Source organism: Croceicoccus pelagius (genome assembly GCF_001661915.1).
Taxonomy (GTDB): Bacteria; Pseudomonadota; Alphaproteobacteria; order Sphingomonadales; family Sphingomonadaceae; genus Croceicoccus; species Croceicoccus pelagius.
The window spans coordinates 428,918-451,992 of record NZ_LYWY01000039.1 but is presented as its reverse complement, the minus strand read 5'-3'; the positions used below and the strand labels follow the sequence as shown (position 1 = coordinate 451,992).

The following is a 23,075-nucleotide window of genomic DNA, read 5'->3' as shown; positions in this document are numbered from 1 at the left end:
CCCCCTGCCATCGCGCGCCGGATCGGGTAACAGCGCGCCTATGGGTTCGCGGTTCCCCCACCCCACCAAGGCCTTTGCGGCCCTTCGCGTCGTGCTGTGCGCGCTGTTGCTCGCCTGCACGCTGCACGTTGCCGCGCCCTCCCCCGCCCGCGCCGACAGCGCCGACATCAACGCCGCCGCGCGCAGCGTCGTGCGCGTCGTAATCGTCCTGCGCGATTCGTCGGGATACGATGTCATCGGGCACGGCACCGGCTTTGCCGTAACGTCGAAGCTGATCGTCACGAACGCCCACGTCCTCGCCCCGCTGCTGGAGGACGACCGCCTGCGCCTTGGCGTTGTGCCGGCACAGGGCCGCACCGGCTATTTCGCGCGAATCGTCCGCGTGTCGAGCGATGTCGACCTCGCCCTTATCGAATTGACCGAAGACGCCAGCCTTCCCGTTGCCACGCTTTACACCGGCGCGGTCGATGACGGGGCGGATGTCTTCGCGGTCGGCTATCCCGCAAATGTCGACGAGGCACTTGGCCTCGGCCTCAACGGGCTCGTCTCGCCGCAGGCTCCGGTCAAGTCGCGCGGACAGGTCTCGGGCGGGCGCAGTTCCAGCCAGTTCGACACGCTGCTTCACACGGCGCCTATCGGCACCGGCAATTCCGGTGGCCCTCTGCTCGACGCGTGTGGCCGCGTCGTAGGCGTGAACAGCTTCGGAACGATCAGCGACAACGGCTCCGATTCGGAATTCTACTTCGCGGTCTCGATGCGCGAACTGGCGCCTTTCCTGCGCAAGGCGGGGGTTTCGGCCCACACCAACGCCCTGCCCTGCCAGAGCCTTGCCGCCTTCGACGCCGATGAAAGCGCGCGCGCCCTACGCGAATCTGCGACACAGCAGGCCCGGATGGAGGCCGCCGCCACCGAACGCCGCTTGAAGGCCGAACGCGCCTCCCGCCGGTCGGAGCTCGACACGATCGACGAGCGCGAGACGCTGATGGCGCTCGCCGGTCTCATGCTCGCGCTCATGGTTCTGGGTGCGGCGGTTTCGATGCGATTCTTCGCGCGGCAGGAACAGGAACAAGGCACGGCAAGCGCTGTCTTTGCGCTTCTGTGCATGGTCGGCGCGCTGGCGGCATGGTTCTCGCGGCCGAGCGTCGACGACATCGTGGAACGCGCTTCGCAGGCCGAAAGGGCGGCGATGGCCGAAGTCCCCGCCGTCACGCCACCGGATTCGCTGGTCGACAAGGGCCGCTTCGTCTGCCGCTTCCGCCCCGAACGCAGCCGCGTCACGGTTTCAAACACGAACGAGGTTCGCCTCGACTGGTCGCCCGACGGCTGCGTGAACGAAAAGACGCAGTACGGCCTGATGGAAGGGAACTGGACCCGCATCTCGGTCAACGGCGCGGACCAGACGATTTCGCTCAACCGCTACGATCCGCAAGGACGCGTCTATACCGTCGATCGTTATCTCGTCGATCTCCAGACGATGGACGCGGCGCGCAAGGCGCGGTCCGACTTTCAGGCGCCTGCCTGCGGTGCGGGCGTCGAAGCGGCACGCGAATTGGGTGATGCCCAGCAGGCGATCCGCGCTCTCCTTCCCAAGATGCCGAACGAGCGACTGGTCTATTCGTGCGAACCGGCCCCCAACGACGGCGCCGCAAACGCGGTGGCTGCAGGGGAAAACGGCGCTTCGGAAGGGTAAAACGGCCCTGCAAGGCGAAGCGATTCAGTCCCACCCGATGGTCGATATCGCACCGGTGGAATATTAGCCGATAAGCGTAGTTGTCATTTGCAGGTTTCGTTGCTAGGCGCGCCGCGACGAAGACACCCCTGTCTGGCTCACCTGCCAGATTGCGAATCTGCAGGCCATCCGGCCACTGCGCGATTCGCCAGGCGGTTCGCGATAACGAAGAGGGAAGCTACTCGCGTGGATATTTCCGGCGGCATTACGGCCAGTCTCGCAGGGCGCTATGCAGCGGCCCTGTTCGACCTTGCGGTCGACCAGAACCAGGTGACCGCGGTTGAGGGCGACCTCGACAACCTGCGCCAGGCGATCACCGCATCGGGCGACCTGTCGGCCCTGCTGACCGACCCCGAGATTTCGCGCAAGGCAGCCGGTGAAGCGATCACCGCCGTCGCCCGCCATCTCGGTTCCTCGGAACTGACCGGAAAGTTTCTGGGCACGCTGGCGGAAAATCGCCGCCTCGCCGCTCTTCCCGACATCATCCGCGCGTTCAATGCCATCGCCGCTGCACAGCGCGGCGAAGTGACGGCAGACGTCACCAGCGCGCACGCGCTCAACGATACCCAGATCGCCGCTCTCACTGCGAAGCTTACTGCTCGCGAGGGACGCGACGTCAAGGTCCGTACCACGGTCGATCCCGCGATCCTCGGTGGGCTGGTCGTCAAGATCGGCTCGCAGCAGATCGACGGTTCGATTCGCACCCGTCTCAATTCTCTCGCCCAGGCGATGAAGGGCTAAGCCCGCAAGGCTTCGACGAAAGGCTATTTAAATGGATATCCGCGCCGCAGAAATCTCGAAGGTCATCAAGGACCAGATCGCCAATTTCGGCACCGAGGCCCAGGTCAACGAAGTCGGCAGCGTGCTGTCGGTCGGTGACGGCATCGCCCGCATCCACGGCCTCGACAAGGTCCAGGCCGGTGAAATGGTCGAATTTGCCGGTGGCATCCAGGGCATGGCCCTGAACCTCGAAGCCGACAACGTCGGTGCCGTTATCTTCGGTTCGGACGCCACCATCAAGGAAGGCGACCAGGTCAAGCGCACCGGCACCATCGTGGACGTTCCCGTCGGCAAGGGCCTGCTGGGCCGCGTCGTCGACGCGCTGGGCAACCCGATCGACGGCAAGGGCCCGCTGACCGACGTGACCCGCGCCCGCGTCGAAACGAAGGCGCCGGGCATCATCCCGCGCAAGTCGGTCCACGAACCCGTGCAGACAGGCCTGAAGGCGATCGACGCGCTGGTTCCGATCGGCCGCGGTCAGCGCGAGCTGATCATCGGTGACCGTCAGACCGGCAAGACCGCCGTCGCCATCGACACCTTCATCAACCAGAAGGAAGTCAACCAGGGCGACGACGAGAGCAAGAAGCTCTACTGCATCTATGTCGCCGTCGGACAGAAGCGTTCGACCGTCGCACAGATCGTGCGTCAGCTCGAAGAAAACGGCGCGATGGAATATTCGATCGTCGTCGCCGCGACCGCCTCGGAGCCTGCTCCGCTGCAGTATCTCGCGCCCTACACCGGCGCTGCGATGGGCGAATTCTTCCGCGACAACGGCATGCACGCCGTCATCGTCTACGACGACCTTTCCAAGCAGGCCGTCGCCTACCGCCAGATGTCGCTCCTTCTTCGCCGTCCTCCGGGCCGCGAAGCCTATCCGGGCGACGTCTTCTACCTGCACAGCCGCCTGCTGGAACGTGCGGCAAAGCTGAACGAGGAAAACGGCGCCGGCTCGCTGACCGCTCTCCCGATCATCGAAACGCAGGCAGGCGACGTGTCGGCCTACATTCCGACTAACGTGATCTCGATCACCGACGGCCAGATCTTCCTTGAAACCGGCCTGTTCTACCAGGGCGTCCGCCCGGCCATCAACGTCGGCCTCTCGGTCTCGCGCGTCGGCGGCTCGGCCCAGACGAAGGCGATGAAGAAGGTCGCCGGCTCGATCAAGCTGGAGCTGGCACAGTACCGCGAAATGGCTGCCTTCGCACAGTTCGGCTCAGACCTCGACGCCGCAACGCAGAAGCTGCTGAACCGCGGTGCGCGCCTCACCGAACTCCTCAAGCAGCCGCAGTTCTCGCCGCTGCCGTTCGAGGAACAGGTCGTCTCGATCTTCGCCGGTACCAACGGCTACCTCGATTCGATCGCGGTAGACGCCGTCACCCGCTACGAAGGCGAGATGCTGAGCTACATGCGTTCGGAACACGCCGATGTCCTCGGCGAAATCCGCTCGACGCAAAAGTTCGAGGGCGAGACGAAGGACAAGACCGTCGCCGCACTCGACAAGTTCGCCAAGCAGTTCGCCTGAACCCCGCGAGACACTTAAGTAGGGAGCCGTCATGGCCTCTTTGAAGGAACTCAAGGGCCGGATCACCTCGGTCAAGTCGACCCAGAAGATCACCAAGGCCAAGCAGATGGTCGCTGCGGCCAAGCTGCGCAAGGCACAGGCGCGGGCCGAGGCTGCCCGCCCCTATGCCGAGCGTCTGGCCTCGGTCATGGCCAGTCTTGCCAGCAAGGTGGGCGGCGACAACGCACCCAAGCTGCTGGCCGGCACCGGCTCTGACCAGCGTCACCTGCTCGTTGTCGTCAACACCGACAAGGGCCTGTGCGGCGGTCTCAACTCGAACATCGTTCGTGCAGCCAGCCAGAAGGCCCGCAAGCTGATCGCGGATGGCAAGGACGTCGAACTGTACCTCGTCGGCCGTAAGGGTCGTGCGCCGCTGAAGCGCAACTTCCCCGAGCGGATCGGCAACCAGTTCGACACGAGCAACGTTCGCGAGCCCGGTTTCGACGAGGCAGAGCAGATCGCGTCCGAAGTCATCGGGATGTTCGAAGACGGCAAGTTCGACGTCGCCCACCTCGTCTACCCGATTTTCAAGTCGGCATTGGCGCAGGACCCGACGGTTCAGCAGATCGTCCCGGTTCCCGCTCCCGAAGCGGCGCCGTCGGACGATGCAGGCGCTGTCGTGGAATACGAACCGGGCGAAGAGGAAATCCTCGAGGAACTGCTGCCCCGCTACGTGAAGACGCAGGTTTTCGGCGCTCTGCTGGAAATCGCGGCCTCGGAACAGGGCGCATCGATGACCGCGATGGACAACGCGACGCGTAACGCGGGCGACCTGATCCAGAAGCTGACCATCCAGTACAACCGCAGCCGCCAGGCCGCGATCACCACCGAACTCGTTGAAATCATCGCGGGCGCCGAAGCGCTCTGATTGAAGGCAAGGAAACAACCATGGCCACCGCAGCACCCGTGCTCGACAGCACGAGCAACATTCCCGCCCAGGGCAAGATCAGCCAGATCATCGGCGCCGTCGTCGACGTGACCTTCGAAGGCGAACTGCCCGCGATCCTGACCGCACTGGAAACGCAGAACGGCGACAACACGCTGGTTCTCGAAGTTGCCCAGCACCTCGGCGAAAGCACCGTTCGCACCATTGCGATGGACGGCACCGACGGCCTGACCCGCGGCCAGGCCGTGCGCAACACCGGCAAGCAGATCTCGGTCCCCGTCGGACCCAAGACGCTGGGCCGCATCATGAACGTCGTCGGTGAGCCGATCGACGAAAGAGGTCCGGTCGGCGCGGAAATGACCGCCCCGATCCACGCCGAGGCACCGCTCTTCGTCGACCAGTCGACCGAAGCGGCCATTCTCGTCACCGGCATCAAGGTCATCGACCTTCTCGCCCCTTACGCAAAGGGCGGCAAGATCGGCCTGTTCGGCGGCGCAGGCGTCGGCAAGACCGTTCTTATCCAGGAACTCATCAACAACATCGCGAAGGGCCACGGCGGCGTGTCCGTGTTCGCCGGTGTCGGCGAACGTACCCGCGAAGGTAACGACCTTTACCACGAGTTCCTCGACGCAGGCGTCATCGCCAAGGACGCCGATGGCAACGCCACTTCGGAAGGTTCGAAGGTTGCTCTCGTCTTCGGCCAGATGAACGAGCCCCCGGGCGCACGTGCCCGCGTCGCTCTTTCGGGCCTGACTATGGCCGAATATTTCCGCGACCAGGAAGGTCAGGACGTCCTGTTCTTCGTCGACAACATCTTCCGCTTCACGCAGGCGGGTGCAGAAGTGTCGGCGCTTCTCGGCCGTATTCCTTCGGCCGTGGGCTATCAGCCGACCCTATCGACCGACATGGGCCAGCTGCAGGAACGCATCACCTCGACCACCAAGGGTTCGATTACCTCGGTCCAGGCCATCTACGTTCCCGCCGACGACCTTACCGACCCGGCCCCTGCTACCTCGTTCGCTCACCTTGACGCGACGACCACGCTGAACCGTGCGATTTCCGAACTCGGCATCTACCCGGCGGTCGACCCGCTGGACTCGACCAGCCGCGTTCTCGAACCGCGCGTCGTCGGCCAGGAGCACTACGACACCGCTCGCAAGGTCCAGGAGACCCTGCAGAAGTACAAGTCGCTTCAGGACATCATCGCTATTCTTGGCATGGACGAGCTTTCGGAAGAGGATAAGCTAACCGTCGCGCGCGCCCGCAAGATCCAGAAGTTCCTTTCGCAGCCGTTCCACGTTGCCGAAGTCTTCACCGGCATCCCGGGCAAGTTCGTGCAGATCGAAGACACCATCAAGTCGTTCAAGGCCGTCGTCGAGGGTGAATACGACCACCTGCCGGAAGCGGCATTCTACATGGTGGGCGGCATCGACGAGGCGGTCGAGAAGGCCAAGAAGCTGGCCGAGGACGCCTGATCATGGCGCTGCACTTCGAACTCGTCACGCCGGCCAAGCTGGTCCGCTCCGAGGAAGTCCACATGGTGGTCGTCCCCGGTTCGGAAGGCGAGTTCGGCGTGCTTGAAGGGCACTCGCCTTTCATGTCCACGATCCGCGACGGCGCGCTGCAAGTCTTCAAGACCGCGGACGCTGCACCGGAAACGATCATGATCCAGGGTGGCTTCGCCGAAGTCGGAGACAGCGGCCTGACGGTCCTTGCCGAGCACGTCGAGGGCTGATTTCAGACTCTGACGGCTCCAGCCAAATCAAAAAAGGCCCGGCTCCACCATGGTACGCCGGGCCTTTTTGCTTTTCAGCTTTAGCGTTTGGGCTTGCGGGTCGGTGCGTGAAAGTCGGGCGGCTTGTCCCCGACCCAGCGGATGAAGCGGGCGATCTCCGCGTCCTCGCGCAGCGCCTCCACATTAACGCCGATCCGCGCCAGTTCCGCGTTCGTGAACCGCGCGTGGAGCGTGCGGTGGCAGATCCGGTGCAACGTGACGGTCTCGCGGCCGCCGCGGCTTTTCGGCACCGGGTGGTGCAGTTCGTAGCGGCTGCCGATAGGTCGCTCACACAGCCAGCAGTGGCCCGTTTTGTTCATCTTGGCTCGCTCATCCTTGCTCGCTCATCCCGCTTCATCCGGAAGCGACTTCGCCTCGCGCGAGTGCCAGATGATCAGGCCTGATACGATGATCACGGCAATGCCGACGAACGCCATCGCATCGGGTGTATGCCCGAAGACGATCCAGCCGAGTGTGCCGGCAACAAGGACCTGCACGTAAGTCAGCGGCGCGATAGTCGATGCGCCCGATTTCGTCGTGCCGAGATAGATCAGCCAGTGCGCCGTCGTCGCCGAAGCCGCCACGACCAGCGCGGCGATCACGACGCCTGGGTTCGGCATCCCGCCCACATGCAGGAAATCGACGCCCGAAAAATGTCCACCTGCCGCGAACAACATCAGGAACACAGCCGCCGGTGCGGCAACGTGGAACTGCATCGAAAGCGCGCTCCCCTCGCCCGCCACCACGCGGTTTCCGATGACAAGCAAACTCATCCCGAAAGCGACGATGACAGGCAGAAGCGCCAGCGCGCCGAGATCGAGCAGGCTTGGCCGCAGCACGATGAGCACTCCGGAAAAACCGAGCAATGTCGCAAACCATGTGACCCGCTTCACGCGCTCCTTGAGTAAGATCGCGGCCAGAAAGGCCGTGATGATCGGGCTGGTAAACCCGATCGCCGTCGCATCGATCAAGGGCATGAAGCGCAGCGACGTCACGAAGCACGCCATCGCCAGCGCCACCCCACCCCCGCGCATCAGGTGGACCAAGGGCCGCTTCGGCACAAATCCAGCGCCGCCTTCCCGCGCATAAAGCACGATGCCGAGAATGACTGCTCCCATCGAATAGCGCAGCGCCCCGATCGCGGTCGTCGCCCATTCGCCGGCAACCGATTTCAGCACCACGTCGCCCAGCGAAAGCAGGATAAATCCAATGACCGCGAGCAACACTCCGCGTCGTTCGTCGAATTGCAAGCGAAGCTGCCTCTTCATTCAGCGCCAAGGGGCAAACCGCTTCTAGCGTCATAAAAAAGCGCTTTCCAGCCAACCGCAAACGATCGTGGTTAGCCATTTCTTAAGCCTATTGTCCGATCACGGCTGCAAGAGTTCTGATTGCGCGCAATTTTCGGGGGCGAGAACACCTTGCGGCTCATCATCCAGATTCCCTGCCTGAACGAGGCGGATCACCTGCCGGAAACGCTGGCGGCGTTGCCGCATTCGATCCCCGGCATTGACGAGATCGAGATCCTCGTGATCGACGACGGCAGCAGCGACAATACCGCAGGCGTCGCGCGCCAGTGGGGCGTGCATCACGTCGTCAGCCACCGCCGCAACCGCGGGCTTGCCGCCGCTTTCCAGACCGGCATCGACGCCGCGCTGAAGGCTGGCGCGGACATCATCGTCAACACCGATGCCGACGGCCAGTACGAAGGCGCGGACATTGCCGAACTGGTCCAGCCGGTCCTGCGCGGCGAAGCCGACATCGTGATCGGCGATCGCGGCGTTGCCGACAACGCGCATTTCGGCCCCTTCAAGCGCCGCCTCCAGCGCCTCGGCAGTGCCGTCGTGCGCCGCGCTTCGGGCACGACGATCACCGATGCCGTCAGCGGCTTTCGCGCCATCAGCCGCGAGGCTGCGCAGAAGCTGACGATCACCACCGAATTCAGCTACACCACCGACATGCTGATCCAGGCGGGTCGCAAGCGCATGGCGGTAAAGAGCGTACCCGTGCGCACGCACCGCACGCCGCGCCCCTCACGGCTTTTCAAGTCTATCCCGCGTTTCATTTCGCAGACCGGCGTCACGATCACGCGGGCCTACACCACGCACAACGCACTGCGCGTCTTCGTCGGGCTTGGCCTGATGCTCGCCTTCGTCGGACTGTTGCCGATCATGCGTTTCGTGTGGTTCTACCTTGCCGGCGACGGCAACGGCCACGTCCAGTCGCTGATTATCGGCGGCTCGCTGCTCATGCTGGGCACGCTGGTTGCGGTGATGGGCATTTTGGCCGACCTGATCGCCACCAACCGCAAGTTGCTGGAAGCCACTCTCTACAAGCTGCGCAAGCTGGAAGAGCAGCTGGCCGACGAAGGCGAACGCCCCGGCCATGACGAAGGCGAAAGCGCCGACGTCGTCTCGCTGAAGAGCCGCCGGGTTCGCTGATGGCGAGCGCCGCCATGCCGGCACAACCGGTCGCTGCCGCCCCTCCTCTCCGCGGTAGTGCGGCAGGGAGCACCTGGCCGCTGATCGCGATCCTCGCGCTTGTCGCGCTGCAGGTCGCTATGATCTTCACGCGCGCGATAAACTGGGACGAATTCTTTCACTTCAGTCAGATTGTCCGGTACGCAGGGGGTGAGAAAGTCTCGCTGCTCCAGTCGCCCTTCCTCCCCCTGTTCTCGTGGGTTCCGGGCACGACCGAGCTTGCGACCAGCGACATTCGCGTCATCCGCATGATGATGGTGCCTTGCGAGATCGCGATCCTGTTTGCGGTCTATGGCTGCGCGCGCGCTTTCGTGCCGCGTCCGCAGGCGCTGCTGACGTTGCTGGCCTATGCGGGCGCCGGTTATGTTTTGACCAACATGCTGGTTCTGCGCGCGGACCCGCTGGCGACGGCGCTCGGAATGGGCGCGCTCTGGGTCGTGCTGGCAAGGCCGCTGCGCCTCGGCTGGTTGCTGCTGTCTGCGGCCCTGCTGGTCCTTGCGCTGGCCTGCACCATCAAGTCGGTGTTCTACGGCTTCCCGATCCTCGGCGCGCTGATGTGGCGTCATGCCGAGATCGCCCGCCCCTTGCGGCTCGCGATCTTCGGCGCCCTGGGTGCAGCGCTTGTCGGGGGCGCGCTGTTCCTTGCCCTGCCGCTGGCCGAGACCGGTTTGCTGGCCAAGGCCGCGCCGCTGCAGCGCCTGGCTCTCGCATCGCTCGACCGGATGTTCGGTGCCGGGTTCTTCCCCGAAGGCGGATACCTGCTCTCGCAGCTCGGCAAGGCGCCTTACGTGCCGATCGCGATCGGGGTCGGCCTGTGGCAATGGTTCGCCCGCGAGAAGGCGTGGGAAGCACGGGTCGGCATCGTCCTGCTGCTCGTGCCGTTCCTGACGGCGGCCATCTATCGCAATTCCTATCCCTACAACTTCGTCTTCACGCTGGCCCCCGCGATGCCCGTGATTGCACTGGGCCTTGCCTGGTTCGTAGAACGGTACGGCATGAAGCTGGTCATGATCGTCATCGGCGCCAGCATCGGGCTGGTCCTGCTGAACGAGGATCGCCAGCCTGCGAAGAATCAGATCGCGCTCGAACGCGGTGCCTACGAGATCTTTGCCGAGCCGGTGACCTATATCGACAATAACGGCATGATCGGACGGTTCGACCGCGCCGTACCCACCTTCTCCACCGGTTGGGGCCTTGCCGGCTATTACGCGCAAGGCAAACCGCGCTACAAACGCGCGATGGAAACGCACGTCGTCCCGATGGTCATCGCCAACAGCGCAACGCTGGCCCACGCGCTGCTCGACATGCCGAGCGAGGAAGTGCTGCTGCCCGAAGACGTAGCGGCTTTGCGCGAAAACTATATCCCGCACTGGAGCGGTATCTTCGTCGCGGGCAAGACGGTCGAGGCGGGACAGGGCGCGGAAGCGATCGATGTCCTCGTCCCCGGCCCCTACACTGTCGAAGGCGCGGAAACCGTCATCGACGGCGAGCCAGCCGCCGTCGGCGATGTCGTGACGCTGGAGCGCGGGTCGCACACCGTCGGGCGCGATGCATCCACGCAGGTCGTCCTGCGCTGGGGCGACCATCTCCCGGTTCCGGCAATGCCCGGGCCGGAAGGCGCGATGTTCACGCAGTATTGAGCCGATCCGTGCCGGGCACCGATCCACGCATCATGTTCGTGACCCGCAAGTGGGCACCGGCGGTCGGCGGCATGGAAACGTACTCGATGCGCCTGACCGAAGCGCTGGGCAAAATCGAACCGGTGGAGGTGGTCGCGCTGCGCGGCAAGGCAAACGGTATGCCGCCGGGGCCGATCGACCTGCTGCTGTTCCCCCTGCAAGTCCTCACCCGCTGGTTCGCAAGACGGCTCTCGCCCGATGTCCTGCACGTCGGCGACATGGCTCTCTGGCCGATGGGGCTACTGGGTCGGCTGGGCCGTTCCACGCAGGTCGTCCTGTCCGCCCATGGCACTGATGCCGGTTACCAGCGGCGCGGGGGACTGAAAGGACGGCTCTACGGCGCTTATCTCAAACTGGGTGCACGTCTGCTGCGCAAAGCGACGATCATCGCCAACTCCAGCGCGACTGCCGAAGCGCTGACCGAAACCGGTTGGTCACCTTCGACCGTTGTGCCCCTCGCAACCAATCTCACCGGGCCTGATCCCGATGGTTGCCACAATGGCCGCATCCTTTTCGTCGGCAGACTCAAGAGACTGAAGGGCTTCGGCTGGTTCGTACGCGAGGTACTGCCCCTGCTTGGCCCCGAAATGGAGGTCGAAGTCGCCGGCACCGGCTGGGACGCTGGAGAGCAGTCTGCGCTAGACGATCCGCGCGTCAACTTCCTCGGCAGCCTGCATGGCGATGACCTCGTTACAGCCTATCGGCAGGCCATGTGCGTCATTGCACCCAATATTTCCACCGGCACCGGCGAATACGAAGGCTTCGGCCTCGTCGCCCCCGAGGCTGCTTCGTGCGGGGGGGTCATGTTGGCCGCAGATCGCGACGGATTGCGCGACGCGGTGGTGGACGGGAAGACCGGATACCTCGTCAAAAGCGGCGATGCCCGCGCATGGGCCGATGCCATCAATCGCGTTGCCGCAATGACCGTCGATCAACGACGCGCATTTCTCGAAAACGCGACCGCCACCGCGCGCGAGTTCTATTGCTGGGACCGGGTCGCGCGAGAGACGCACGCGGCCTATGGCACCCGCGCATGAAAATCTGGCTGCCCTATACCCACGCGCCGACCGGCTCGACCACATTCGTCAAGGCGCTCGGCCGATGGCTGGAAAGCCGCGGGCACGATGCGGCGGTCCAGTCCTTCCCGCATGCCTTCCAGTTCGCGCCGTGGTTGCTGAAAGGCGTCGCTCCGCCCGACGGAACGGAAGCGATCATCTACAATAGCTGGAACGCGCCGGCCTTTCAGCGGGACGGTGTCCGCACGATCTGTGTCGAGCATCTCTTCGTGCTCGACCCCGCGATCAGGCCTTTCAAGTCGGCTCCGCAGGCGATCTTCCATGACCTCTTCGTGCGCAACTTCGTCGCCCACGGCTATGCCCGCGCCGATCGTGTCGTGACGGTCAGCGACTATACCGCCCGCGCCGTCCGCGCCGAATTTCCGCGCAGCAACCCGATTGCGATCCCCAACGGCATCGATGTCGAACGGTTCAGCCCCGTCGCCGCGCCACCAGCCGAGGGGCCATTCCGCCTGTTCTTCGCCGGCACACCCAGCATTCGTAAAGGCATCGACCTTCTCGCGCCGATAATGCGCGATCTTGGCGAAAGCTTCGAGCTGCGCATGACGGCAAGCGAAAGCGATTGCCCGGACCTTGCGGGACTTGCCAACGTGACATTCCTCGGCAGGCTGCAACAGGATGAGATGATCCGCGAATACGCGACAAGCCATGCCCTCCTCGCACCGACGCGCCTCGAAGGGCTTCCCCTCTCCGTCCTCGAAGCGATGGCTTGCGGCGCACCCGTCATCGCGAGCGATATCTCCTCGCTTCCCGAGGCGGTCGATGATGGCGTGACAGGGCTGCTCTGTCCCGTCGACGAGCCGCAGGGCTTCATCGACGGGGCACGAACGCTCGCAGCAGATCCGGCAAGGCGCGAAGCCATGGCGAGAGCCGCGCGAACCCGCGCGACTGGACGATTCTCTATGGACCGGATGGGCGAGGCCTACCTCACCCTGCTGACGCCCTAACGCCGCCCGCCGATGTGGCGCAGCCGCTTGTAGAGCGGATAGATAGACCAGTAGATTTTCTGGACGATGCGATCGCGCAATCCCCGCGCGTGGACCGAATGGATGAGGCGATTTTCGGCAAGCCGCTTCTGCAGGCTCGGCCAGTCGCGCCGCGCGCTGATGCCGTCTGCCGGCATGATCGAAGATATGCGGCCAACCACTTTGCAGCTCGCCCCTGCCCGCTTGGCGCGCAGCATGAATTCATAGTCCATGCCCACCTTGTACTGCGCCTCAAACGCGCCGATCCGGTCATAGAGATCGCGCCGTACGAATGCGCCCTGGTGCGGCACGCTCATCGACGTTTCCAGTTTTGCGCCCAGTCCGCGCGAAAGGAACCGGACATCTCCATCGGGATGCGTGACGAGGACGTCGAAACTGACGATGTCACTGCCGTCCAGTTCCGCTTCGAGCTCGTCCAGGGTCACGCCGGGTGCGAAAAGGTCTCCCGCCTGCAGAATCAGGACATATTCGCCCGTCGCCATGCCGATGCCCTTCGTCATGGCGTCGGCAATCCCCTTGTCGGGCTCGCTGATCCAGCGCGTGCCTGTCTGGCCGAGATATTCTGGGGTCCCGTCACTCGACGCGCCGTCCACCACGACATGATCGATGCCGCCCATCGCCGCGACACTGGCAACTGTCTTCTTCAGCGCCTCGCGCGCGTTCCAGACAGCCGTGACGACAGAGACCCTAGCACCCAACGCCCTGCTCCTTCGCGATCAGCGCATCGTAAAGGCGCGAAAAGGCATCGACCACCGGCTTGTTCCCGAAGTGCGCGAGCGCATCGGTACGGATGCGCTCGCGGTCCGGCTCTGCCGCCAATTGCCGGTCGATGGCCGCAGCCAGCTTGCCGGTGTCGAATGCCGGGACGAGTTCGCCAAGGTGCGGCGCGCTGACGATATCGCCCAGCCCCCCCACGTCGAACCCGACGCTACGCGTGCCGCAGCACTGCGCCTCGACCATCGTATTGGGCAGGTTGTCGGCGCGCGAGGGCACGACGAACAGGTCGGCGGCGCTGTAGAGCCTTGTCAGCATGGCCGGATCGCTCACCTTGCCCAACGCGTGACAAGGCAGCCCCGCGACTTCGCCAACACTCTTGGCCGCGCCGCCGAACGTCACGAGAGCCACCTGATCGCGCGTCCTCAATTTCGCCAGCGCATCGAGTAACAGGTCATATCCCTTGCGCCGGTCGCGGTCGCCCGCATCGGCCCCGAACAACACCAGTTCGCCTTCCGGCAGCCCGAGACTCTTGCGTGCCTGATCGCGGTCTAGGGGCGAAAAAACGCTTGTATCCAGCGTATTGGGTATGACGACAGAGGGCCATTGCCCGGCAATGTCGCTTCGCGCCGCGCAATCGGCCATCCACCGGCTCGGACAGGCAAGAGTCGGGGCAAAGCCGCGCCAATGCCGCTTCTTGCGCTTCCATGCGCCGACATCGGCGTCGAACCGGTCGCGCCCTTTATAGCCATGGCGGTAGCCCTCGTCCGGCGCGTAATGCTCGGTGCCGCAAAAGGCCCACTGGTCATGGCATGTCCAGACGGTAGGCAAGGCCAGCTTGCCCAGTTCGCGGACCGAGATCGCCTCCGATCCCAGCCAGTGCAAGTGAACGACATCGGGCGCAATTCCGGCGATCTCCCGCCCCAGCCCCGTTGGCAGCACCGCCGCAGTACGCATCGTGCCCGCGGCGGGCGAATTGTCGCGGCGCAGCAGCCGCTTGGCGACAAAACGTGCCGCGCGCGCCTTCGCCTTCGTGTCGGCAGCCGCCTCGTTGATCCAGCCTTCCCCGCCACGCTTGTCGATCACCAGCATATGGGCATCGAGACCCAGCTTACGCTGCGCCTCCACCAGTCGCCTTGCCGCGATGGCCGCGCCGCCCACGCGGTCGGAATGGCTGACATGCAGGATCACCCGCTTCACGCCTTGCGCCCCATCCGTGCGGCGACGAGTGGCATCACTTGCCGGAACGTCCTGCCCAGCGCGCCGAAAGGTTCGAGCGAGCGGACCATCATCGCCGCCATTGCGCGGTCGTCACGCCTCAGTGAGGCCGAGACGATCGAGGCCACGAACAGAGCCGCGATCGTCGCAACCGCTGCACCCATCCCGCCAAAACGCGGAATCAGGACCAGGTTCAACACCACGTTCGTCGCGGCGGCCGCGCCGGAGATGACCGTCATCGGCCAGAACCTGCTGCTGGCCGAAAGACAGGACTTGTAGGCGGTGGTCAGCGCAAAAAGCGGCTGGGCAAGCAGGAGGACGAGGCAGACGGGCAATGCTTCTTCATAAGACGCGCCGAACAGCGGCACGAGAAACAGCGTCGCGCCAATTGCAGTTCCGATGGCGACCAGCCAGCCAGTCGCCGCGAAATAGTCGAAATAGCGGGACAGCGCGCCCATCAGCGCTGCGCCCTCGCCTTCCCTTTCGACAAGGGTGGGATAGGTCACGCTCTGCAACAGGCGCGGCAGAAACGCGCCCAACATCGCGATCTTCACCGCGACACCGTAGAGGCCCAGTTCGTGCGAGCCCGCCATCAGGCCCAGCATGACCTGGTCGATCGTAAGGTATGCCAGCACCGCGAGCTGCGACAGCATGATCGGAAAGCCCAACCGCACCATGCGAACGAAGCGTCCGCCAGTCAGACGCACCGTTCCGCGTTCTTTCCCGACGCTTATGAAAACCGCGAGGGAAACAAGGCCGTAGACCAGTGTTTCGAACCCGCGCAGCATGACGAAGGCATCGACGTCCATGCTCAGCAAAACGAACGCCACGGCAACAAGCGCGGCCAGGACCACGACGATCGACCGTCCGATCGAGACGTTGCGGAACAGGTCGAAGGCGCGGGCGGCGGCGAACTGGCTTTCGAAGGGAACGGCAAGGACAAGAACGCACATACCCGCAACTGCCAGCGGCCCAAGCGGGCCCGGCGGCGGAACGAAGTGCAGAAAAGCGATCATCGCACCGCAGGCCAGCACCCAAAGCGCAAGACGGATCAGGAATGCCGTAGCCACCGTGCTCGCCGCCTCGGAGCGATTTCTGACGATGTCCTTGATGACCAGATTGTCCTGCCCGTACCGAACGACCTGGCTCGCCAGCGAGGCGATGGTCAGCGCGTATGTCATTGTGCCGAACCGCGCTGGCCCCAGATAGCGCGCCGCCACCGCGACGAAGAGCAGCCCTGCGAGGATCCGCAGCACCTGCTCGGTCCCCAGCCAGCCGATGCGAGTGAAATACCGTTCCAAAGGCGCGGCCCTCAGGCCCCCGAGGCGAGCGGGTCATAGCCGAGCATCGCCATTTCCTCGGCGCATCGTTCGTGGATGAAGGCCAGATCCGCCTCGGTCACGCTGGCGGTCGAGGCCTGCTTCACGAACTTCGGGCCGCCGATGCCGAGCGCACCTTCGTTCGCCTGCATGTTATCAGCGCTCGACCGCTGTGCCGCGATGCGCGCGTGGTCGGCATCGACGTTCCAGCCGAAAACGTCACTGATCCGCATGAGCTGCGCCGCTGCGTCATCGAGCAGATCTTCGTAACGGACGAGCAGGATGCGGTGATGGCTCGGCCTGCGGCCCAGCCACGAACGGACATGGTCGCGCCAAGTATCGACACCGTATTTTTCCGAACGCAGAAACGCGCCGAAATCTTCGAACTGCGCGCCCTGAAACGCGGCGGCATAGCGATAGTAGCTTTTCATCACCGCGACCGGATGGCGCGCGAGATAGAGCGCAAAGGTATATTCGCGCTGGAACCGAGCATGCGACTTGATCATGCGCTGCGGCGGCCAGCTGTGCAGCGGTTCGCCGATATTCCGGCTGATATGAATGTCTGGCACCCAGGCGATAGAATTTGTGTAGTTCACTACCGCCTTCGATCCGCTTTCCAGCGCGGCAAGATTGCCGAGCAGCGTACAAAGCCAAGTCACGCCGGACTTGGGATATTCGACGACGTAGAGGTCCGAAACGCGCGGATCGTTCGCGACCGGATCGCGACGCACGCGGGGGATCTTCCTCAGCATGCGACTTTCTCCCCGGTCGTGGCTGCCGCGTTCAGCACCTCTCGATGCAGAGCGATGTCGGCTGCGTAGAAATTGTCGATGAAGTCCTTGAGGTCCTTGGGTAATTCGACCTCGTTCCGCCGTACGAACAGCTTGCGAGCAAGTCGCGAACGACCCAGCGGCGCGGCCCACGGCGCGACACTGCGCACCTTGCGCCAGCCGCGGTGCAGCGCGGGGTGGAGCGCCTTGTCGGCGACATTCTTCGGCTGCCGGTCCATCGGTTTTCCGGTGTAGGCTTCCATGGCCGCAACCATCGCCTCCAAGTTCGAGAAGGCGTAAAGGTCGGTCACCACGCGGCGGCCGCCCAGTTCCACGAACTCCACCTGCGGCAGGAAATGCGCATATTGTGGTTTGTCCGACGGCAGATGGGCCACGATCTCGCGTGCGACTTCGATGATCATCGCGTCGCTGACCTGCTCTTTCGGAACCTTGCGGAACTGCTTGATATGCTCTGCCACCGAAGACACGAAACGCGCGCCCGGATCGCGGATCGAGGCATAGCTGCGGTAGCGGGAAAATTTCGCGAAATCGGCCGGAAAATGTTCCGAAACAAGTCGCAGCGGCAAGTGCGCGGTGTCGCGCTCGCCCAGTCCCTCGATCGTCCTGATGCCCGCAAAACGCCGGTCATCGGCCAGGCTGCGCCGAATGAAGATTCCCGCCGTCTTGGGTATATGCATGAAAATCAAGCGATCTTCGTCGGATACAACCACTGTCCCTGCACTCTCTGGTTTCGCGGCCCGGGCTCGCGCTGAGCCTGACATCTCCCGACCCGACTACGGCGCGGATCGTCAAGATAGCGTTAACCAAGCAACTCCGCTGGCCCGCTGCATCCGTGCTTTACGAGTTATTCACCAAATTCGGCCAGAACCATGACGTTCGATCCTGCTGCGTCGCTGTCGCACGGGAAAGAGAGACGGCTTGCGGGCCGGTGCTAACGGAGTTTGGAATGAACGCTTTCGGCCGTCGAAACGGAATGAACGGAAACGGGGGAGGACGCCCCGCCTTCGGTGTCGCGAGGCCGATGAAGGGAGCGGAACCGTTGCGCACGCAGCCGCCGGCACCTCCGCCGATGGACGACGACCAGTTCCCGCCGCCGCCACTCACTGCCGCCACGCCCGAGGAAGAGGCACTCGCCCGCCTCGCCGAACGCGCCGCTGCCGAACATGCCAGCGAAGCCGTCGTCGAAGGGTTCGAGGCCAGCGTCCACCGCATCAAGGAACAGGTTCTTCCCCGCCTGCTCGAACGCGTCGATCCCGAGGCGGCCGCAACGCTGACGAAGGACGAACTGTCCGAAGAATTCCGTCCCATCATCCTTGAGGTGTTGGCCGAGCTTAAGATCACGCTCAACCGCCGCGAACAGTTCGCGCTGGAAAAGGTGCTGGTCGACGAACTGCTGGGCTTCGGACCGCTGGAAGAACTGCTCCACGATCCCGACGTCTCGGACATCATGGTCAACGGCCCGAACCAGACTTACGTGGAAAAGAGCGGCAAGCTGCAGCTGGCCAAGATCAAGTTCCGCGACGAACAGCACCTGTTCCAGATAGCGCAACGCATCGTGAACCAGGTCGGCCGCCGCGTCGACCAGACCACGCCGTTGGCCGACGCCCGTTTGAAGGACGGCAGCCGCGTCAACGTCATCGTGCCCCCGCTTTCCCTGCGCGGCACGGCGATCTCGATCCGTAAGTTTTCGGAAAAGCCGATCACCATCGACATGCTCCGCGACTTCGGTTCGATGAGCGACAAGATGGCAACCTGCCTGAAGATCGCGGGCGCAAGCCGGATGAACATCGTCATCTCGGGCGGTACGGGTTCGGGTAAGACCACGATGCTGAACGCCCTGTCGAAGATGATCGACCCGGGCGAACGCGTGCTGACGATCGAGGACGCGGCCGAACTTCGCCTGCAGCAGCCGCACTGGCTGCCGCTCGAAACGCGTCCGCCGAACCTGGAGGGACAAGGCGCGATCACCATCGGCGATCTCGTGAAGAACGCCCTGCGTATGCGCCCTGACCGCATCATTCTGGGCGAAATCCGCGGCGCGGAATGTTTCGACCTTCTCGCCGCCATGAACACCGGCCACGACGGTTCGATGTGTACGCTTCACGCCAACAGCCCGCGCGAATGCCTTGGCCGTATGGAAAACATGATCTTGATGGGCGACATCAAGATCCCGAAGGCCGCGATTTCCAAGCAGATCGCCGACTCGGTCGACCTGATCGTGCAGGTGAAGCGCCTTCGCGACGGTTCGCGCCGCACGACCAACATCACCGAGGTGATTGGCATGGAAGGCGATGTCATCGTCACGCAGGAGCTGTTCACCTACGAATACCTGGACGAAGGCGAGGACGGCAAGATCATCGGCGAACACCGCCCTTCGGGCCTGCGTCCCTATACGCTGGAAAAGGCGCGGCAGTTCGGTTTTGACAAGGCCTATCTGCAGGCCTGCCTGTAATTTCGGGAGATCTGGATCGCGACGGTCAGACCGGCGCGATCCACGTTTTCAGGGCGAGCCCGCCCGTCACCACGGCCACCAAGAGGGCAACGAAAAACACCGGGGTCCATGGCACCCAGCCGACGCTGTCAGGTGCCTTGCGCTTCATGCGCCGCCGGTCGCCGAAAAGCGCCAGCGCCGCCACCAGAAGCGCGGACACCGCGACGACCGTCCAGCGCCCGGCGTCGCTGGCCACGAGGTAGTCTAACGTCATAAGCCGATACTGCAGTTGCGGATTGCCGCTTGATCGCGGCAACTTGCGCGCCCAATAGCCCCGACATGCCGCAGAGTGCAAACCCGCCCTTGCCAGAGGCGCAGCATCGCCCGGTTCTCGCGCTCGCGATCCGCGTCCTTGCCGGATTTGCGCTCGGCACGATGTTCATGCTGGTAAAGCTTGGCAAGAGCCGCGGGATCGACCTGCCCCACATGCTGCTGGTGCGTCAGGCCGTGACGATACCGATCCTGCTCGGCTGGCTCGCGATGCGCGGAAGGCTGCACATCATGCGAACCGACCGCATCGGCAGCCATGCCTTTCGGGCTGGTACCGGCACGGTCGGCATGGTCCTGAATTTCGCTGCGCCGACGCTGCTGCCCCTCGCCGTTGCCACGACGCTGAGCTTTACCAGTCCCATGTTCGCCGTCGTCTTGTCGGCGCTATTGCTACGTGAACACGTCGGCAAATGGCGCTGGCTGGCCGCTACGTTCGGCTTCATCGGGGTAGCGCTGGTCGCCGACCCTTTCAATGCCAGCGTCCCGCTGTTCGGTGCACTCGTGGCGATCGGGGCCGCGTTCATGGTGGCGCTGGTCTCGATCCAGATCCGCGACCTGACCAAGACCGAAGATTCCGTAGCGATCGTCACGTGGTTCGCGATCTTCGCTACGCCGGTGTTATTCATCGCCTCCCTCTTTTCCGACTGGAACCTGGATGCGGAGAAGGCCCTGATTCTGCTCGGCATCGGATTATCGGGCGTGGCGGGTCAGTTACTGCTGACGACCTCATTGCGGTTTGGGCAGGTGTCGACCGTCATCATCATGGATTACATGGCGCTGATATGGGCCACGACATACGGCTTTCTGATATTCGACAACCTGCCGCCAGCCAGTCTGTGGCTCGGCGCTCCGCTCATCATCCTGGCGGGCGCGATCATCGTCTGGCGCGAACAGACGCTGGCCAAACAGCGGAACGAGGCTGCGCTTCGCTGACGGAACGATTGAGCAGATGCAGCGTTACCTTTTCCGAAGTCTCTCGGAAAGGACACGAACATGATCCGTCGTATCGTTATGGCCGCTGCAATCGGTACACTCGCTCTTTCTGCCGCTGCCTGCAACACCGTGAAAGGCGCCGGCGAAGACATTCAGTCGGTCGGCCAGGCCGGCGAGGACGCGATCAACTGATCGCACGCAAAAGTTGCTAGCCAAGCGCCCGTCGGACCCCGGTTCGGCGGGCGTTTTTTATGTGCGGCGATAAACGAGGATCAGGTTGTTGGCGGGCATCTCGATCCGATCGGTGCGCGTGAGGCCGTTCGGCAATGCGAGTTCGTCCAGCGCTGCAACATCGCGAAGACCCCAACTTGAGTCCCGCATCCTGAGGTTTGCATCGAAGGCAAGGTTCGAGGGCGCGACTTCGCAACCGTCCTCGATGAAAGGGCCATAGATCGCCAAGGGCGCGCCTTCAGCAAGAACTCTGCCCGTACCCGCGAAAAGGCCCACACACGCTTCCCACGGCGCAATATGAGCCATGTTCGCGCAGAAGATGGCATCGGCATGATCGACCGGCCAATCACCGGCGACAAGGTCTAGCCTCAGCGGTGCCCTCACGTTCGCCAGGGCGCTTTCCGCCCGCCACGCGGCGATTGAGGCCAGCGCCGCATCGGATACGTCGGTCGGTTGCCATGCCAGCGCGGGAAAAACGCGTGCGAAATGCACCGCGTGCTCGCCGGTTCCGCTCGCAATTTCGAGAACAAGGCCGCTTTCGGGCAGAATCGCGCGTAGGGTGTCGGCAATGGGTTCCCGGTTGCGCTCGGTCGCAGGGGCGTGCTGCTTTGCCGAAGTATCGGCCAATTCGAAGGGCTTGGGATCAGATCCAGCGTCGGACACGGCGGCGATAATCCTCGTAAGTGTCCCCAAACCGCTGTGACAGCCACGCCTCCTCACGCCGGATGACGAACAGCTGGATGGAGATGAGTGCAAGCGGCAGCATCAACAGGCCGCCAAGACAGTTCGCGGCGACCGAAATACCGAAAAACACCAGCGCCATGCCGAGATACATCGGATTGCGCGTCACGCGGTATATGCCCTCGGCGACGAAGACGGTGTCGGTCTTCCACGGTTCCGGATTGTTGCCAGAGCGGCGGAAGCGCAGCAGCGCGAGGGCGATGACGACGAGGCCCGCGAGGATCGCACCGCCGCCCAGCACCCAGCGAACGATGTCGGGAATGGCCGGATTGAGCCCGAACCAGTCGTTGATAACCCGCCCGATCAGAAGGAACCCGAAGAACACCAGCGGCGGGGGGAAGCGGACCTGCGCGCTTTCTTTGTCGACGCCGAAGATGCTCATGCCGTGATCGCCTCTTGCGGGGCCGCCTGCCTTTCCCTGCGCCACAGGGCCGCTAGCAGGCTGCCGATGACGACGTGATAGACGGCGGAGATCGCTGCCGGAACAGGAGCCAGCGCCGCCTGCATCGGATCGACGAACTGGCGCGCAAACGCGGGGGTCGACGCAAGGCTGGCGCCAAGGCCCGAGTTCTGCATCCCGACCTCGATCGAAATCGTCCTGAGGTCATCGCGCGCGAAACCCAACACACGCGCCATAAGCCAGCCCAGCCCGAAGCCCAGCGCATGAAGCGCGAGCAAGGCAATCAGCAGAACGCCTGCGTTCGCCTCGATCAGCGGCTTCGACTTTGCGACGATGCCGGCGACGATCAGGACGACAAATATGATCGAAACGATCGGCGCGACCGGTACGATCCGCCGCGTCAGCCCCGGCAGGTAACGCGCTAGCGCCACGCCGACGATCACCGGCACCAGCACGACCGAGACCATGTCGAGAAACAGGTTCCAGCGGTCGATCTGGATATAGACGCCCGCCAGCCAACCGGTCAGCACAGGCGTCAACGCAATCGCCACCAGCGTAGAGGCCATGGTCATCGAAACGGAAAGCGCCACATTGGCCCGCGCCATATAGGCGATGACATTGCTTGCCGTCCCGCCCGGACAACAGGCGACGAGGATCAAGCCCACGGCGAGCCCATTGGACAGCCCGAACAGCCCCGCCAGCACCGCACCTGAAAGCGGCATCACCGTAAATTGCAGCACCACGCCGGCAATCACCGCCCGCGGCATCTTCGCAACGCGCCGGAAGTCGGCCACAGTCAGCGTCAAACCCATGCCAAGCATGATGATGCCCAGCATCACCGGGATCAGCGGCTGGCCCAGCGGACGGATCGAGCCGTCCGTCACCCACGCGAAATCAGCCGGAGAAAACCACGCCCAGCCAACGCCTAGCACGGTCCACACGGCAAACAGGTTCGTGATCCTCTGTATCAAGTTCCGGCACCCTTCCCGCGCGGCTTATGCCAAGCCGCGCGGGTGGCG

24 protein-coding genes are annotated in these 23,075 nt (G+C 63.9%); 13 read left to right on the top strand and 11 right to left on the bottom strand.

What is annotated here, in order from left to right:
• The first annotated feature begins 40 nt into the window (after positions 1-40).
• The 6 genes from A9D15_RS13665 to A9D15_RS13640 all read left to right on the top strand — a co-directional run bounded on the left by A9D15_RS13665 (position 41) and on the right by A9D15_RS13640 (position 6,691).
• Entirely contained in the window at positions 41-1,690 is a 1,650-nt protein-coding gene (locus A9D15_RS13665) for a S1C family serine protease (RefSeq protein ID WP_066765859.1), read from the top strand.
• A 225-nt stretch (positions 1,691-1,915) separates the two neighbouring features.
• A complete protein-coding gene (locus tag A9D15_RS13660) occupies positions 1,916-2,470 on the top strand; it encodes a F0F1 ATP synthase subunit delta (protein WP_066765857.1) in 555 nt (184 codons plus the stop codon).
• Between the two features lie 31 nt (positions 2,471-2,501).
• Complete coding sequence (gene atpA / locus A9D15_RS13655) at positions 2,502-4,031, top strand: F0F1 ATP synthase subunit alpha (RefSeq protein WP_066765856.1); 1,530 nt, start codon at positions 2,502-2,504, stop codon at positions 4,029-4,031.
• Between the two features lie 31 nt (positions 4,032-4,062).
• The gene (locus A9D15_RS13650; protein WP_066765855.1) at positions 4,063-4,938 is read left to right on the top strand and encodes a F0F1 ATP synthase subunit gamma; all 876 of its coding nucleotides are present in this window, start codon (positions 4,063-4,065) and stop codon (positions 4,936-4,938) included.
• A gap of 20 nt (positions 4,939-4,958) precedes the next feature.
• Positions 4,959-6,431, top strand: a complete 1,473-nt coding sequence (gene atpD, locus A9D15_RS13645) for a F0F1 ATP synthase subunit beta (protein WP_066765852.1) — start codon at positions 4,959-4,961, stop codon at positions 6,429-6,431.
• A gap of 2 nt (positions 6,432-6,433) precedes the next feature.
• Positions 6,434-6,691, top strand: a complete 258-nt coding sequence (locus tag A9D15_RS13640) for an ATP synthase F1 subunit epsilon (protein WP_066765850.1) — start codon at positions 6,434-6,436, stop codon at positions 6,689-6,691.
• Positions 6,692-6,771: 80 nt separating this feature from the next.
• Here A9D15_RS13640 and A9D15_RS13635 read toward each other — a convergent pair whose 3' ends face one another.
• Both A9D15_RS13635 and A9D15_RS13630 read right to left on the bottom strand, forming a co-directional pair.
• Entirely contained in the window at positions 6,772-7,050 is a 279-nt protein-coding gene (locus A9D15_RS13635; protein ID WP_066765848.1) for an HNH endonuclease family protein, read from the bottom strand.
• A gap of 24 nt (positions 7,051-7,074) precedes the next feature.
• Complete coding sequence (locus tag A9D15_RS13630) at positions 7,075-7,998, bottom strand: DMT family transporter (RefSeq protein WP_066765846.1); 924 nt, start codon at positions 7,996-7,998, stop codon at positions 7,075-7,077.
• A 120-nt stretch (positions 7,999-8,118) separates the two neighbouring features.
• Between A9D15_RS13630 and A9D15_RS13625 the strand changes: the two genes are divergently transcribed.
• Genes A9D15_RS13625 through A9D15_RS13610 form a run of 4 tightly spaced genes read left to right on the top strand, consistent with a single transcriptional unit; the run spans position 8,119 to position 12,909 of the window.
• Entirely contained in the window at positions 8,119-9,168 is a 1,050-nt protein-coding gene (locus A9D15_RS13625) for a glycosyltransferase family 2 protein (protein WP_229660249.1), read from the top strand.
• Positions 9,169-9,182: 14 nt separating this feature from the next.
• Positions 9,183-10,847 carry a hypothetical protein gene (locus A9D15_RS13620; RefSeq protein ID WP_156521785.1) on the top strand — a complete coding sequence of 555 codons (1,665 nt, stop codon included), beginning with the start codon at positions 9,183-9,185 and terminating at the stop codon, positions 10,845-10,847.
• The gene (locus A9D15_RS13615; RefSeq protein ID WP_156521784.1) at positions 10,844-11,923 is read left to right on the top strand and encodes a glycosyltransferase family 4 protein; all 1,080 of its coding nucleotides are present in this window, start codon (positions 10,844-10,846) and stop codon (positions 11,921-11,923) included. The genes A9D15_RS13620 and A9D15_RS13615 overlap by 4 nt, the downstream gene beginning before the upstream one ends.
• The gene (locus A9D15_RS13610) at positions 11,869-12,909 is read left to right on the top strand and encodes a glycosyltransferase family 4 protein (RefSeq protein WP_172807529.1); all 1,041 of its coding nucleotides are present in this window, start codon (positions 11,869-11,871) and stop codon (positions 12,907-12,909) included. The genes A9D15_RS13615 and A9D15_RS13610 overlap by 55 nt, the downstream gene beginning before the upstream one ends.
• Here A9D15_RS13610 and A9D15_RS13605 read toward each other — a convergent pair.
• From A9D15_RS13605 to A9D15_RS13585, 5 genes are read right to left on the bottom strand one after another with little or no spacing between them, the layout of a single operon-like run.
• The gene (locus A9D15_RS13605; RefSeq protein WP_066765837.1) at positions 12,906-13,646 is read right to left on the bottom strand and encodes a glycosyltransferase family 2 protein; all 741 of its coding nucleotides are present in this window, start codon (positions 13,644-13,646) and stop codon (positions 12,906-12,908) included. The genes A9D15_RS13610 and A9D15_RS13605 overlap by 4 nt on opposite strands.
• Entirely contained in the window at positions 13,636-14,862 is a 1,227-nt protein-coding gene (locus A9D15_RS13600) for a glycosyltransferase (RefSeq protein WP_066765836.1), read from the bottom strand. Before A9D15_RS13600 ends, A9D15_RS13605 begins: the two co-directional genes overlap by 11 nt.
• Positions 14,859-16,181, bottom strand: a complete 1,323-nt coding sequence (locus tag A9D15_RS13595) for a flippase (protein ID WP_066765834.1) — start codon at positions 16,179-16,181, stop codon at positions 14,859-14,861. The genes A9D15_RS13600 and A9D15_RS13595 overlap by 4 nt, the downstream gene beginning before the upstream one ends.
• A gap of 11 nt (positions 16,182-16,192) precedes the next feature.
• A complete protein-coding gene (locus A9D15_RS13590; protein ID WP_066765832.1) occupies positions 16,193-16,951 on the bottom strand; it encodes a sulfotransferase domain-containing protein in 759 nt (252 codons plus the stop codon).
• The gene (locus A9D15_RS13585; RefSeq protein ID WP_066765830.1) at positions 16,945-17,667 is read right to left on the bottom strand and encodes a hypothetical protein; all 723 of its coding nucleotides are present in this window, start codon (positions 17,665-17,667) and stop codon (positions 16,945-16,947) included. The genes A9D15_RS13590 and A9D15_RS13585 overlap by 7 nt, the downstream gene beginning before the upstream one ends.
• Positions 17,668-17,936: 269 nt before the next feature.
• Here A9D15_RS13585 and A9D15_RS13580 point away from each other — a divergent pair, with 269 nt between their 5' ends.
• Positions 17,937-19,442: a TadA family conjugal transfer-associated ATPase gene (locus A9D15_RS13580; protein WP_066765828.1), complete on the top strand. Its 1,506-nt coding sequence runs from the start codon at positions 17,937-17,939 to the stop codon at positions 19,440-19,442.
• A 25-nt stretch (positions 19,443-19,467) separates the two neighbouring features.
• Here the strand turns inward: A9D15_RS13580 and A9D15_RS13575 are convergent, their stop codons facing one another.
• Entirely contained in the window at positions 19,468-19,695 is a 228-nt protein-coding gene (locus A9D15_RS13575; protein WP_066765825.1) for a hypothetical protein, read from the bottom strand.
• A gap of 65 nt (positions 19,696-19,760) precedes the next feature.
• On the opposite strand from A9D15_RS13575, the gene A9D15_RS13570 reads away from it, so the two are divergent.
• Positions 19,761-20,684 (top strand): DMT family transporter, encoded by a 924-nt coding sequence (locus A9D15_RS13570; RefSeq protein WP_066765824.1) that lies wholly within the window; start codon positions 19,761-19,763, stop codon positions 20,682-20,684.
• A 78-nt stretch (positions 20,685-20,762) separates the two neighbouring features.
• Positions 20,763-20,876 carry an entericidin A/B family lipoprotein gene (locus tag A9D15_RS13565; RefSeq protein WP_373283468.1) on the top strand — a complete coding sequence of 38 codons (114 nt, stop codon included), beginning with the start codon at positions 20,763-20,765 and terminating at the stop codon, positions 20,874-20,876.
• A gap of 57 nt (positions 20,877-20,933) precedes the next feature.
• On the opposite strand, the gene A9D15_RS13560 is transcribed toward A9D15_RS13565, so the two are convergent.
• The 3 genes from A9D15_RS13560 to A9D15_RS13550 are packed head-to-tail and all read right to left on the bottom strand — an operon-like array spanning position 20,934 to position 23,027.
• Positions 20,934-21,578: a DUF938 domain-containing protein gene (locus A9D15_RS13560; RefSeq protein ID WP_066765820.1), complete on the bottom strand. Its 645-nt coding sequence runs from the start codon at positions 21,576-21,578 to the stop codon at positions 20,934-20,936.
• Positions 21,559-22,038, bottom strand: coding sequence for a methyltransferase family protein (locus A9D15_RS13555; RefSeq protein WP_066765819.1), 480 nt, complete (start codon positions 22,036-22,038; stop codon positions 21,559-21,561). Before A9D15_RS13555 ends, A9D15_RS13560 begins: the two co-directional genes overlap by 20 nt.
• Entirely contained in the window at positions 22,035-23,027 is a 993-nt protein-coding gene (locus tag A9D15_RS13550; RefSeq protein ID WP_066765818.1) for a bile acid:sodium symporter family protein, read from the bottom strand. The genes A9D15_RS13555 and A9D15_RS13550 overlap by 4 nt, the downstream gene beginning before the upstream one ends.
• Between the last annotated feature and the right edge of the window lie 48 nt (positions 23,028-23,075).